12 protein-coding genes are annotated in these 13,572 nt (G+C 57.6%); 7 read left to right on the plus strand and 5 right to left on the minus strand.

What is annotated here, in order from left to right:
* Window positions 1–311: 311 nt before the first annotated feature.
* The 5 genes from CFBP5473_RS07005 (at window position 312) to CFBP5473_RS07025 (ending at window position 6,005) form a co-directional block, all read left to right on the plus strand.
* Window positions 312–2,198 (plus strand): L,D-transpeptidase family protein, encoded by a 1,887-nt coding sequence (locus CFBP5473_RS07005; RefSeq protein WP_084631397.1) that lies wholly within the window; start codon window positions 312–314, stop codon window positions 2,196–2,198.
* 211 nt (window positions 2,199–2,409) lie between these two features.
* Window positions 2,410–3,339 carry a glutaminase gene (locus tag CFBP5473_RS07010; protein ID WP_027673379.1) on the plus strand — a complete coding sequence of 310 codons (930 nt, stop codon included), beginning with the start codon at window positions 2,410–2,412 and terminating at the stop codon, window positions 3,337–3,339.
* A 55-nt stretch (window positions 3,340–3,394) separates the two neighbouring features.
* Window positions 3,395–4,273: a tRNA 2-thiocytidine(32) synthetase TtcA gene (gene ttcA / locus CFBP5473_RS07015; protein WP_027673378.1), complete on the plus strand. Its 879-nt coding sequence runs from the start codon at window positions 3,395–3,397 to the stop codon at window positions 4,271–4,273.
* A 43-nt stretch (window positions 4,274–4,316) separates the two neighbouring features.
* A complete protein-coding gene (locus CFBP5473_RS07020; RefSeq protein ID WP_027673377.1) occupies window positions 4,317–5,144 on the plus strand; it encodes an inositol monophosphatase family protein in 828 nt (275 codons plus the stop codon).
* Between the two features lie 36 nt (window positions 5,145–5,180).
* Complete coding sequence (locus CFBP5473_RS07025; RefSeq protein WP_027673376.1) at window positions 5,181–6,005, plus strand: inositol monophosphatase family protein; 825 nt, start codon at window positions 5,181–5,183, stop codon at window positions 6,003–6,005.
* Between the two features lie 68 nt (window positions 6,006–6,073).
* On the opposite strand, the gene CFBP5473_RS07030 is transcribed toward CFBP5473_RS07025, so the two are convergent.
* Window positions 6,074–7,282, minus strand: coding sequence for a multidrug effflux MFS transporter (locus CFBP5473_RS07030; RefSeq protein ID WP_027673375.1), 1,209 nt, complete (start codon window positions 7,280–7,282; stop codon window positions 6,074–6,076).
* 135 nt (window positions 7,283–7,417) lie between these two features.
* Window positions 7,418–7,753: a Grx4 family monothiol glutaredoxin gene (gene grxD, locus CFBP5473_RS07035; protein ID WP_027673374.1), complete on the minus strand. Its 336-nt coding sequence runs from the start codon at window positions 7,751–7,753 to the stop codon at window positions 7,418–7,420.
* A gap of 186 nt (window positions 7,754–7,939) precedes the next feature.
* On the opposite strand from grxD, the gene CFBP5473_RS07040 reads away from it, so the two are divergent.
* A complete protein-coding gene (locus CFBP5473_RS07040; RefSeq protein WP_051441113.1) occupies window positions 7,940–8,656 on the plus strand; it encodes a polysaccharide deacetylase family protein in 717 nt (238 codons plus the stop codon).
* On the opposite strand, the gene CFBP5473_RS07045 is transcribed toward CFBP5473_RS07040, so the two are convergent.
* Entirely contained in the window at window positions 8,653–8,916 is a 264-nt protein-coding gene (locus tag CFBP5473_RS07045) for a hypothetical protein (RefSeq protein WP_027673372.1), read from the minus strand. The two genes, CFBP5473_RS07040 and CFBP5473_RS07045, sit on opposite strands and share 4 nt — an antisense overlap.
* A 140-nt stretch (window positions 8,917–9,056) precedes the next feature.
* On the opposite strand from CFBP5473_RS07045, the gene CFBP5473_RS07050 reads away from it, so the two are divergent.
* Entirely contained in the window at window positions 9,057–10,211 is a 1,155-nt protein-coding gene (locus CFBP5473_RS07050; RefSeq protein ID WP_027673371.1) for an alpha/beta fold hydrolase, read from the plus strand.
* A gap of 538 nt (window positions 10,212–10,749) precedes the next feature.
* Here CFBP5473_RS07050 and CFBP5473_RS07055 read toward each other — a convergent pair.
* Window positions 10,750–10,983: a BolA family protein gene (locus CFBP5473_RS07055; RefSeq protein WP_003516012.1), complete on the minus strand. Its 234-nt coding sequence runs from the start codon at window positions 10,981–10,983 to the stop codon at window positions 10,750–10,752.
* 18 nt (window positions 10,984–11,001) lie between these two features.
* Complete coding sequence (purL, locus tag CFBP5473_RS07060) at window positions 11,002–13,233, minus strand: phosphoribosylformylglycinamidine synthase subunit PurL (protein ID WP_027673370.1); 2,232 nt, start codon at window positions 13,231–13,233, stop codon at window positions 11,002–11,004.
* Between the last annotated feature and the right edge of the window lie 339 nt (window positions 13,234–13,572).

The following is a 13,572-nucleotide window of genomic DNA, read 5'->3' on the forward strand; positions in this document are numbered from 1 at the left end:
GGCGTCAGATTTTGCAGCAGATTCGAAAGTCTGTCGCCGTGACTTTTCGGTAACGTGGCATTCCAGTGCAGCAGCGCTGCAAAATATCTTGCCGAAGACGAAAAACATCTGCCAGCAATGTTAAGAAATTAAAGAGAAATTTAACTATTCCTGACAAACGTTAAGAGGATGGCGGAATGCTTTTTTGAGGTATTGACGTCCGCATATTGGCACGAGATTGGACTTCGCGCGTTTTCTTCCCAAGGGAAGGCCAATCGGCTAGACAGACAGATAATTCACATGCGCCGCGATGGATGACGGCGCTGGACGCGATGAGGACGAAATTGCAAATCACTTCAGGAAAAAAATCGGCGGCATTTGTACTGGCTCTCGGTCTTTCCGTCTCGGCGGGCATTCCCGCGCCCGCTAGCGCAATTACCCTCATGGACCTTCTGCGCGGCGGCCCCGGCAAGGTAGAGCGCGAGCGGCAGGATCGCGGCCTTCCAGGCGTCGTTCAGCCGGGCATGGCGGCAACGCGCGATATCGATCCCGAGCCCACGCCGAAGATTTCCGGCCCGCGTTACTATACCTACAAGGCCGATGGTACGCGCGCTGTCGATACGTCCAAATTCGGTCCGGCATTTGCTGGCGCAAAGCTTTCCGCCACTCCGGAAATCGCCAAGGCGCTGGAAGCCTATTACACCGGCAACGCTAACCCGATCTGGGTCACGAATGGCGATATCAATGAACGCGCCAGCGCCGTTCTCGCTTTCTTCGAGACCGTCGGCGACAGCGGCCTCAACCCAACCGATTACAGCATCTCCGCGCCTTCGCAGGATGTTACCGCCAGCATTACCGATCAGGCTCAGGCAGAAGTGCAGACGGTCAGCGTGACGAAAGCCGAGACGAAGCCTGCAAGCCCTGCCATGATGCAGTTCGAACTGGCGCTTTCCGCCAAGGTTCTTGCCTACGTGCAGGACACGACGCGCGGTCGCGTCGATCCTAACAAGCTTTCCGGCTACCACGATTTCAAGCGCAAGACGGTGAACCTTTCGCCGGTTCTCAAGCTCTCCTCCATGAGCCCGGATATCACCGCATATCTGCGCTCGCGCGAGCCTTCCAACCCTGAATATCAGGCGCTGAAGGCCGAGCTCGTGAAGCTGCATAACGAGGACAAGTCGGGCGAAGGCAAGGTCGTTGTTCCAAACGATCTGGTTTTGAAGCCGGGTGAGAACAACCCGGAAGTGGCGAATGTGGTCAAGGCCATCGAGCATCGCTCTTCCGATACGTTCAAGACGCAGCATGCCGCGACCTTCTCTTCCTATCAGCATACGCCGGAATACACGCCGGATCTGGTCGATCTGGTGAAGGCATTCCAGAGCGAAAACGGCCTGAAGCCGGATGGCGTCATCGGTCGCGCGACCGTGCGTGCAATGACGGGTGACAGCAACGAGGCAAAGATTGCCAAGCTCGAAGTTGCCATGGAGCAGGTGCGTTGGCTGCCTGCCGATCTCGGCGACCGTTTCGTCTTCATCAACCAGCCTGCGTTCATGGCTTACTACCATAATGAGGGCAAGGAAGACTTCGGCATGAAGGTGGTCATAGGTTCCAAGACGAACCAGACCTACTTCTTCCAGGACGAAATCGAAACCGTCGAGTTCAACCCATATTGGGGCGTTCCGCAGTCCATCATCGTCAATGAAATGCTGCCAAAGCTGCGCAACGATCCGTCCTATCTGGATCGTCTGGGATACGAAGTTTCGGTCAATGGCCGCGCCGTGTCGTCCTCCAGCGTCAATTGGTACGGCTCCACCAACGCCATCTCCGTGCGTCAGCCACCGAGCAGTGACAACGCGCTGGGCGACCTGAAAATCCTTTTCCCGAACGCGCATGCCATCTACATGCATGACACGCCAGCGAAGAGCTTCTTCAACCGCGATATGCGCGCGCTGAGCCACGGCTGCATTCGTCTGGTCGATCCCCGCCGCATGGCAGCAGCCGTGCTTGGCACGACGCTGGACAATGTAAACAAGCAGATCGCTTCCGGCCAGAACCGTGCGGTTCAGGTTCCGACGAAGATTCCGGTCTACGTGTCCTATTTCACTGCATGGCCGGACAAGGACGGCAAGGTGCAGTATTTCGATGACGTCTATGATCGCGATAGCTACGTGATGAAGGCGTTCGATGTCACCACCAAGGCACGCGGCACCTCGATCTGAGGTGCAAGTGGTGCGGATGCGATTTGGCGCAGAGGCCCACTCGTATCGTCATCCTCGGGCTTGACCCGAGGATCCATCACCCTCTACGTGGATCCTCGGGTCAAGCCCGAGGATAACGCCAAGAATAAGGTTGAGGGAGACGCCGAGAAAAGGCCGAGCGTTGCGGCCCCAATTTCCAATGTGACCATATTCATCATCTGTGGGCAGGGGCATGCAGAATATTCAGACGGTCATCGATTCCATCTATGATGAGATGAAGAACCGGCTCGGCGAGGGCAAGGTCGCGGATTATATTCCCGAGCTTGCCAAGATCGATCCGCGGCAGTTCGGGCTCGCCGTTACCACCGTCGAAGGCGAGACCTTCGTTGCGGGTGATGCTGCGGTTCCCTTTTCGATCCAGAGTATCTCCAAGGTTTTCATGCTGACGCTGGCGCTGGGCAAGGCGGGTGAATCCGTCTGGAAGCGGGTAGGGCGGGAGCCATCGGGTTCCGCCTTCAATTCCATCGTCCAACTGGAACATGAACACGGAATTCCGCGCAATCCTTTCGTCAATGCAGGCGCCATCGTCGTCACGGATATGGTGTTGGCCGGGCACCAGCCACGGGAAGCGATTGGGGAGCTGCTTCGTTTCGTGCGTTATCTTGCGGATGACGACACGATTTCCATCGATGACACGGTGGCGAAATCTGAGCAGGCGACGGGTTTTCGCAACTTCGCGCTTGCCAATTTCATGCGCAGTTTCGGCAATATACACCATCCGGTGGACCACACGCTAGGCGTCTATTTTCACCAATGCGCGCTGGCCATGAACTGCGTGCAGCTGGCGCGGGCAGGGCTGTTCCTTGCCAATCGCGGGCGCAATCCGTTGAGCGGCCATACGGTCGTTTCGGATCGACGCGCACGCCGTATCAACGCCCTGATGCTGACCTGCGGCCATTATGATGGCTCGGGAGACTTCGCCTATCATGTGGGTCTTCCGGGCAAGAGCGGCGTGGGTGGCGGCATTCTGGCGGTGGCACCGGGCAAGGCCTCCATCGCGGTCTGGTCACCGGGGTTGAACAAGGTCGGTAACTCCGCGCTCGGCTCCGATGCGCTGGAAATGCTGGCGAACCGCATGGGCTGGTCCGTATTCGGGGCTTGATCTTCGCCGGATATGAGGGCATTCCCTGTCCTCGACGCTTCTGAACGAGATCACCATGAACATTGCCGCAAACATCGATGACATGCAGGAGACCGGTGAGGTTGAGGAAACGGGTGGTTCGCATCCGCTCTTTGCCAATGCGCCGCGCTCGGTATCGTTCAACAAGCTGCGCAAGCGGCTTCTGCGCAATGTGCGTCAGGCTTTCGATGATTTCGATATGCTGAAGGGCCAGAAGCGCTGGCTTGTCGGCCTTTCCGGCGGCAAGGACAGCTATGGTCTTCTGGCGCTGCTGCTCGATCTGAAATGGCGCGGTCTGCTGCCGGTGGAGCTGATTGCCTGCAATCTGGATCAGGGCCAGCCGAATTTTCCCAAGCATATCTTGCCGGAATATCTTTCGAAGATCGGCGTCGAACACCGCATCGAGTATCGCGATACCTATTCCATCGTGAAGGAGAAGGTACCGGCGGGCGGGACCTATTGTTCGCTCTGTTCGCGCCTTCGCCGTGGCAATCTCTACCGCATTGCGCGGGAAGAGGGATGCGACGCGCTTCTGCTCGGTCATCACCGCGAGGATATTCTCGAGACCTTCTTCATGAATTTCTTTCACGGCGGGCGGTTGGCGGGCATGCCTGCCAAGCTGATGAACGACGAGGGCGACCTCATGGTTCTCCGTCCGCTGGCTTACTGTGCAGAAGAAGACATGGCGAAATTCGCCTCCGCCATGGAATTTCCGATCATCCCCTGCGACCTGTGCGGCTCGCAGGATGGCTTGCAGCGCAATGCCATGAAGGACATGCTGGCGGATATCGAAAGGCGGATGCCGGGCCGCAAGGATGTGATGCTGCGCGCACTTTCCCATGTAAATCCGTCGCATCTTCTCGACACGAAACTCTTCGATTTTTCGGGTCTCACTGTCACCGATCCGTCATGCTAGAGGCGTAGGGAGGCGCACCCTCCCATCAGGTAATTCAATCCTCATGACGCTTTCCGATTCCGATCTCGATTTTCTCATTGCCACCGTCGCCGATGCGGGCGTCAATGAAATCCTCCCGCGCTTTCGCAATCTCAGCGCCTCTGCCATTTCCGAGAAGACATCTGCTGTCGACCTCGTGACCGAGGCAGATGTGCTGGCAGAAAAGCGTATCACCGCCGCACTGCTCGCCCGCTTTCCGAACGCCCATATCGTTGGCGAAGAGGCCTATGATGCGGACCGTTCCGTGGTTCCGGCACTGGCCGATGCGCCGCTGGCTTTCGTGATTGATCCCATCGATGGCACCTTCAATTTTGCATCCGGCTTTCCCGCCTTCGGCACGCTTCTGGCCGTTACCGTAAAGGGTGAAACGGTTGCGGGCATCATCCACGATCCGGTGATGGGAGACAGCATCGTTTCGGTGAAAGGCGCGGGCGCGAGGCTGAAGCGCAAGAACGGCAGCGATGTGAAGCTGAGCGTGGCCGAACCAGTCGAGCTTTCCGAAATGGTCGGCATCTATTCCTGGAGCCACGCTCATCAGGACCGCCGCCCGGTGATTGCCGCCAATATGGCAAAAGCCAGGATGGCGCTTTCGCTGAACTGCTCGGCGCATGAATATTGGCTGGTTGCGGCTGGCAAGCTGCATTTCATCGGCCATGAGAAGCTTATGCCTTGGGACCATCTGGCAGGCGTGCTAACCCATCAGGAAGCGGGCGGTTACACGGCAAAGCTGGATGGCACGCCCTATCGCCCGGGTGAAACGGCAGGCGGCATTCTATCTGCCCCGACCAAGGAAAGCTGGAAGATGCTTCGCCGCGAAATCGTCGGCCTATAGACTGGGTCTGAACTGAAAATGTGAAAAGGAATAGCCATGTCCGTTGAACTCGATATCGCCTCATTGGCCAATGCTTTGCAGGAAGCGGCGGCGGTGGAAATTTTGCCACGATTTCGAAATCTCGGAGATGGCGATGTTCGGATGAAGACCGAAGCAATCGACCTCGTGACCGAGGCCGATGAGGCGGCGGAACGCCTGATCCGCGCCCGCGTGGCCGAGTTCATGCCCGATGCGCTGTTCGTGGGTGAAGAAGCGGTGGCGGCGGATGCTTCGCTTCTGGACAAGCTTGCCGGGGCGGATCTTGCCGTCGTGGTCGATCCTATCGATGGCACCTACAACTTCGCGTCCGGCCTGCCGCTCTTCGGCGTGATGCTGAGCGTCATCTCCAAGGGCGAGACCGTTGCAGGCCTAATCTTCGACCCAATGGGCAATGACTGGGTGATTGCGGAGAAGGGCTCCGGCGCGTGGATGTGCAGCGCCGATGGTTCGCAGACGCAAATGCACGTCTCTCCTGCGCCCGAGCTTTCACAGATGGTCGGCATTGCCAATACGGGCTATTTCGAAGGCGAAACGCGTCGCCGCCTGCTGAATAATCTCGCCGATGTGCGCCTGTTTACCAGCTATCGCTGTGCCGCACATGAATACCGCATCTTCTGCGGCGGGCACATGCACTTCCTTATGTACAACAAGCTGATGCCTTGGGACCATCTGGCCGGAACGCTGATCTCGCAGGAAGCCGGCGCCTACGCCGCGCGCTTCGATGGCACGCCCTACCTGCCGCATCATGTAAGCGGTGGACTGCTGCTGGCACCGGACAAGGAAACCTGGACCCTGCTGCGCGAGCAGATTTTCACCGTTTAAATTGGGCTTATCAAAAGAAAAGGGCGCGGTTGCCATGCAGCCGCGCCCTTTTTGTTTCGTGTCTGCTCTTAATGGGTCGGTGCGTTCTGGGCGTGGAAAAGCCTGCCCTTTTCACCGATCAGAACGAAGACAAGACCGACGAGCGATACGGTGAAGAAGCCCATCACCATTGGCAGCGCGGTGCCGTTGAATGCCTGACCGATGGCAGCGCCGATCATCGATCCGCCAATCGTGCTCATGAAGCCGATGACGGAAGATGCCGTTCCGGCAACATGGCCGAGCGGCTCCATGGCGAGCGAGTTGAAGTTCGAGCCGATGAGGCCGAACTGGAACATGGCAAGCGCGAAGAAGGCGATGAAGATGGCGAATGGCATTGGCTGCGGCCCCAGAACATGCGCCACCAGCCACAGGAAGGTGATGCAGATGAAGCCGATCAGCGAGCCATGCGACAGCTTGCGCATGCCGAAGCGTCCGACGAGCTTCGAGTTCAGGAAGGACGACAGCGCCATGAACAGCGCCACGCCCGCAAAGGCCGCCGCGAACCATGCGCCGAGATCGTAAATGCCCTTGTAGACCTGCTCTGCCGAGTTGATGAAGCCGAACAGCGCGCCGAAGATGATGGTGCTGGCAATGGTGTAGCACAGGGCGACACGGTTCGTCAGGACGATCTTGAAGCCGCCGATGACCGAAGAAACGGTAAGCGGGCGAACATCTTGCGCATGCAGCGTTTCCGGCAGGCGAATATACATCCAGACGGACACGATGGCTGCAATCGCTGCCATGAAACCGAAGATCAGGTGCCAGTCACCGAAGAACAGCACGATCTGGCCCGTGCCCGGCGCAATGACCGGAACGACCATGAACACCATCATGATCAGCGACATTACTTCCGCCATCTGGCGACCGCCATAGATATCGCGGACGATGGAGATGGTGATGACGCGCGTTGCGGCGGAGCCGATGCCCTGGATGAAACGCAGGGCAAGAAGCCCGGCGAAGGAGGGCACGAAAACGACGGCGATGGAGGAGAGAATGTAGATGCCCAGACCGAACAGCATGGGCTTGCGGCGACCGAAGCGATCCGCAATCGGGCCATAGAAAAGCTGGGCGATGCCGAAGCCGAGAAGATAGGCCGAAATCACGTATTGGCGGTGATTTTCATTATCGACACCAAGCGAGGCCCCGATTTCCTGCAGACCGGGCAGCATGATATCGATGGCGAGTGCGTTAAGCGCCATCAGCGCTGCGGCCAGACATATGAATTCCGTGCGCCCCATTGTGACGGAGCGGGAAGTGGATTGTGAAGGATTTGTCACAGACATTGTCCCGAAAGAACGGCAAAGGCGTTGCTTGGGGCAACGCCTGGCAGAGATTTTTGACGTTCAGGATGGGCCGGTTTGAACCGGCCGAAATCAGGCCGCGCCGCGGACGCTGATACCCTGTTCTTGGAAGTGGCTTTGCAGTTCGCCGGACTGGAACATCTCTCGCACGATGTCACAGCCACCAACGAATTCACCCTTGATATAGAGCTGCGGAATGGTGGGCCAGTTGGAATAATCCTTGATGCCCTGACGAATATCGGCATCCGCAAGCACGTTCACGCCCTTGTACTCAACGCCAAGGTAATCGAGAATCTGAACGACCTGACCGGAAAATCCGCACTGTGGAAACTGCGGGGTGCCCTTCAGGAAAAGAACGATGTCGTTGCTCTTCACTTCGTTGTCGATCATTTCGTGGATGCCGCTCATGGCCGAATTCCTTTCACATGCGGTTCAAGGCCGCTGCTTCGTTTGCTCTTAAATAACACGGAATGCCATTATTTCCAGTCGTAAAGCCGAAAAAAGGCAGAGTCATTTAAATGAAACCCAAGGCCTTTCTTTCGCTCTAAAGCTGTATTTCGTTGCGAGCCTATTTAATTGATTCCGAGGCAAGCTTTGCGTAGATATTTTATAGCAGCAGGTATTCTGGTTCTCGTTTTTGCGATCCTGTTCGGGCTTTTCCAGCTTAGCAAAGCTCGTGGTTACCAGCTTTTCGGCAAGATCATTCCCCGTGTCGAAACGGCCCAGCCGGTGGTGGCGCTGACCCTCGATGACGGGCCGACGCTGCGCTATACCCGTGATGTGCTGAACATTCTGAATGATCGCGACGTCAAGGCGACTTTCTTTCTGACCGGCAGGGAAATCGAAGAAACGCCAGCCTTAGCAGCCGAAATCGTGCGCCGTGGCCACCAGATCGGCAATCACTCCTATTCCCATTCGGACATGACGCTGATGAGCACGGGCAAAATCCGCGACGAAATCGAGCGCACGGACAAGGCCATTCGAAATGCGGGTTATCAAGGCGAAATCTATTTTCGCCCGCCCTATGGCAAGAAGCTCATCACATTGCCCTGGTATCTCTCGCAAACCGGACGCACCAGTATCACCTGGGATGTTGAGCCTGAATCATACGCCGATATTGCAGAAGACGCGGATGCGATGGCAAAACATGTCATCGAGAATGCGCGCAACGGATCGATCATTCTGCTGCACGTCATGTATCGAAGCAGAGAGGCGTCGCGGCAGGCTCTGCCTAAGGTCATCGACGGCCTGAAAGCGCGCGGTTTTCAGTTCGTCACCGTGTCCGACCTGATTTCCAGGAGTTCAGATTAACGCGATCGCTGCCTGCTTCGCGCGGCGGCGGTGCGGCGCTTGCTGACCTGCTTCTTTGCGGGCGCGCGTCTGGTCTTCTTGGCAGGCTTTCCGCCGAGGGCAGCCTCCAGAATGCTTCCGACGATGCCGCCGCCAAGAGAGGTGCCAGCCTTCGCTTTTCCGCGCGTCCTTCTCGTCTTTCGAACACCCGTCTTGGACAATATTTCCGACATGGCACCTTTGACGACGCTGCCAATGATATCTTCGACTATTTTGGACAAGAAAACCTCGCAACAACGAACCGGCATAGCAGTGGATTATGATGTAAAATCATAATTAAGCCACGGTCTTTACTATACGGGCGTCACCCACTGTATCAAGCGATCCTTTTGGGGCTTTCTGGAACCAAAGGATCGTTATCATGACGTCTGTCGACTCACGTCTTGTCTTTTATTTTCCGGGTTTCGACCCGTTGGACGCCAAGGCGCATCAGCAGCGTTACAGCCGAAGCGCGGCGCAATCCGGCAGGACATTCGGCATCGATTATGCTGTCAGCGATGTTGCGGAAACCGAGGCGGGAAGCCGCATCGATGTGACTTCGGCGGTTGGGTCCGAACGCACGGAATCCACGATCTTTATCCACGATCACAACGCTATCATATCGCGCTTACGCGCGATTCCCGTCTGGATACAGATCGCTCTCGGCTTCAAAGCCGGGGCAGGGATCATCGCTGAGGGTGCGGCAGCGCAATATTTCCGCCACGCCTGGCGCTTCGGACTGTTTTTCCTCTTTCCCTATCTGTTTATTCTCTGCGGGCTTCTTCTTTCCGGCTTCATCGCCAGCCTGCCGCTTTTGCTCGGCGTCTCGCCGCTTCTCTGTCTTCTCAGCATTCCGGCGGCTTACGCGTTTTTCGCCTTCTGCGTCATGCGTTTCTCCCAACGTTTCCACACGCTGCACCTCTTCGCCGATTGGCGCTTCGCCCTGATCGTCGGTCGCGATGAGCCGATGGCGCGAGATTGGATCGAGGATCGTGCGGAAAAGATATTGCTTGCGCTGGACGCACCTTGCGACGAAGTGCTCTTCGTCTCGCACAGCATGGGCGCGAGCCTGGCTCTCGCGGTGGCCGCGCGCGTGCTCGAGCTGAAGCCGAGCGCATTCGACGGACGCAACGTCTCCTTCGTCACGCTTGGCGGCGCGGCCTTGCAATGCGCCTTCGTTTCCAGCGCAACGCGGCTGCGGGAAAGCATCGGCACCCTCGCGCGTCACCGTGAGGTGAACTGGTTCGATATCCAGTGTATCTCGGACCCCATCCACCTTTACAAGTGTAATACGGCGGCGCTGACTGGCCATATCGATGCCGCCCAGCCAAGGCTTGTGCGGATCAAGTTCAAGCATTCGCTTTCGGATGAGCGCTACAAGAAAAACAAGCTCAATTTCCTGCGCATGCACCGGCAATATGTGCTGGGCTCTGACAGAAAGTCCGGCTTCGACTTCACGCTGCTGACGGCGGGGCCGCTGCCTGCGGCGAAGTTCGCAGAGCTAAAATCGGACGTGCCACCGGAGATGTTTCGGTAAGGCGTTGGTTTTCAAAAGCTGTTCCAGCCGAACCTAACCCTCCAGCATCATCCTCGCCCTTGAGGCACTACTGTCCGGTTTAAAGTGGGTGGGTAGTTTGGGGCGAGAACAGCTCCCCCACCCGTCACCCCGCACTTGATGCGGGGTCCAGCAGACGCGCGTCTGCGTGTCAAAAGAGTCTTTTTGACCAAGGACTTGGTCTGGCTGGATCCCGGATCAAGTCCGGGATGACGGATGTGGGGGTTGCACCCGTCGTCAACGTGCAGCGAACGTGGTCAAAGCGTGTCACAACCGGATTTGAAGGATGGAACTGCAATGTATTCAAAGCCTTGCCTCGCATCCGCACATTTAAACCGGACAGTAGTGCCCTTGAGGCGAGGATCCATTACTGCGGCCAGACCAGTGGATCCTCGCCTCAAGGGCGAGGATGACGGCAGTGGTTGGGAGAAAACGGAGCAAGCATTTCCCGTTCCCAAAAACAAATGGCCTGCGTGATGTCATCACGCAGGCCATTTTCATTTCAAGTCGATAGGTAGGCTTACTCCGGGGCAGACGTCTGTAGCGCCAAAGCGTGCAGAACGCCGCCCATGTTGCCCTTCAGCGCGTCGTAGACCATCTGGTGCTGCTGCACGCGGGTCTTGCCCTTGAAGGCATCCGCCACGACTTCGGCTGCGTAGTGATCTCCGTCACCGGCGAGATCGCGGATGGTTACCTTTGCTCCGGGAATTCCGGCCTTAATCATGTCTTCAATGTCGCCGGGCTTCATGGGCATGTGTTCACTCCTCAGTTCTTATTCTGCTGCGACAAGCGTTTCGCCGTCCATGAATTGAGGGAACCACGATTCATGGGCGTTGCGCAATTCTTTAATCTCGATTGTGCGCGCCTTACCCAGCTTAACGCTGGAGCCGCCGGTTTTGCCGATGGCAACGAGCGAAACGCCTGCAGAAGATGCCCGCGCCTTGACGGTTTCGAGGTCCGACTGCTTCACCGTCAGAACGTAGCGGCCCTGATCTTCGCCGTAGAAAACGACGATCGGGTTGCCCGAGACTTCATCCACAATCGCGCCGATGTCGGAGGCGATTGCCATTTCGGCAACGGCGAGAGCGAGGCCGCCGGAGGAGCAATCGTGGACCGCGCTCGTCAGTCCCTCGGTGATGATGGAGCGGACGAAGTCGCCGGTCTTCTTTTCGTTTTCCAGATCGACATGCGGGGCAGGGCCATCGATGCGGCCATGGATATCGCGCATGTAAACGGACTGGGCGATGTGCGTGCCGAGGCCTTCCGGTGCGCCAGCGACGAGAATGACGTCATCTGCGGCGGCAAAACGGATGCGGGCCATTTTGCCCCAGTCTTTCATGAGGCCAACGCCGCCGATGGTTGGCGTCGGCAGGATCGCCTGACCGTTGGTCTCGTTATAGAGCGAGACGTTGCCCGAAACGATGGGGAATTCCAGAACGCGGCAGGCTTCGCCGATGCCCTTGATGGCATGAACGAGCTGGCTCATGATTTCAGGCTTTTCAGGATTGCCGAAGTTCAGGTTATCTGTCGCAGCCAGCGGCAGAGCGCCAGTCGCGGTTATGTTGCGCCAGCATTCGGCCACGGCCTGCTTGCCACCTTCGAACGGATCGGCTTCCACGTAGCGCGGGGTCACATCAGACGAGAAGGCCAGCGCCTTCTTGTCGTGACCTTCGACGCGCACCACGCCGGCGTCACCGCCCGGAAGCTGAAGCGAGTTGCCCTGAATGAGCGTGTCGTACTGCTCGTAAACCCAGCGGCGCGAGGAGTTGTTGGCGGAACCTACGAGCTTGACGAGTGCGTCGGCAACATCTGCCTCCGGCACGTCGTTTGCGGCCAGTGGTGCGGAAACCTTGGCAGGGGTCCATGGGCGATCATATTCCGGGGCTTCATCGCCCAGTTCCTTGATCGGCAGGTTGGCGACTTCTTCGCCATTGTGCAGAACGCGGAAGCGCAGATCGTCCGTGGTCTTGCCGACGATGGCGAAATCCAGACCCCACTTGACGAAGATCGCCTTGGCAACTTCTTCCTTGGAGGGTTCCAGAACCATGAGCATACGCTCCTGGCTTTCGGAAAGCATCATCTCGTAGGCCGTCATGCGCTCTTCGCGCACCGGAACCTGATCGAGATTGAGTTCGATTCCGAGATCGCCCTTCGCGCCCATTTCGACGGCGGAGCAGGTGAGGCCAGCGGCACCCATATCCTGAATGGCGATGACGGCGCCTGTCTTCATCAGTTCGAGGCAGGCTTCCAGCAGGCACTTTTCGGTGAAGGGGTCGCCGACTTGAACGGTGGGGCGCTTTTCTTCGATGGATTCATCGAATTCCGCAGAGGCCATGGTCGCGCCGCCGACGCCGTCACGGCCTGTTTTTGCGCCGAGATAAACGACCGGAAGGCCAACGCCCTTGGCTTCCGACAGAAAGATCGCGTCGGACTTGGCAAGTCCAGCCGCAAACGCGTTGACGAGGATGTTGCCGTTATAACGCGGATCGAACTCGACTTCGCCGCCGACAGTCGGCAGGCCGAAGGAGTTGCCGTAACCGCCGACACCGGCCACGACGCCAGCCACGAGGTGGCGGGTCTTCGGGTGGTCAGGCGCGCCGAAACGCAGTGCGTTCATGGCCGCAATCGGGCGTGCGCCCATGGTGAAGACGTCACGTAAGATTCCGCCGACGCCGGTCGCCGCGCCCTGATAGGGCTCGATGTAGGAGGGGTGGTTGTGGCTTTCCATCTTGAAGACGACGCAGTCGCCGTCATCGATATCTACCACACCGGCATTTTCGCCCGGACCCTGAATGACGCGCGGACCCGTGGTCGGCAGGGTCTTCAGCCACTTCTTGGAGGACTTATAAGAGCAGTGCTCGTTCCACATCGCAGAGAAGATGCCAAGCTCGGTAAAGCTCGGCTCGCGCCCGATCAGGTCAAGGATGCGCTGATATTCGTCGGGCTTCAGCCCGTGGGATGCAACGAGTTCCGGGGTGATCTGAATATGATTTGGAAATGTCATAGGTCTCACGGGGTTCGAGCCGGTACGGGATTTTCCGGTTCTTTAACGCAAGAGGCTTTCCGGTGCGACAGGAAAATACATTTGAATGCCCACAATCCGGCACTTTGTTCTCACTTTTACGGGGGATGGCGGCGGTGCAAGCGAAGCGTTCGCAGCCAAATCCTGCTGTCACAAAGACGAGAAACAGGATTGGGCGCAATAGACGATTCACCGGGGATTCCCCATCGGCTTTCGCTTTTTATCCAGAAAAGCGCCTCTAAAACCATTTATCCACAGCCAAGCAAGCCTTTGTTTTGAATTTAGAATCCTTGTTTTGCAGGGCTTTTGGGGCGCGATGTC

The organism is Agrobacterium larrymoorei (assembly GCF_005145045.1).
GTDB classification, from domain to species: Bacteria; Pseudomonadota; Alphaproteobacteria; order Rhizobiales; family Rhizobiaceae; genus Agrobacterium; species Agrobacterium larrymoorei.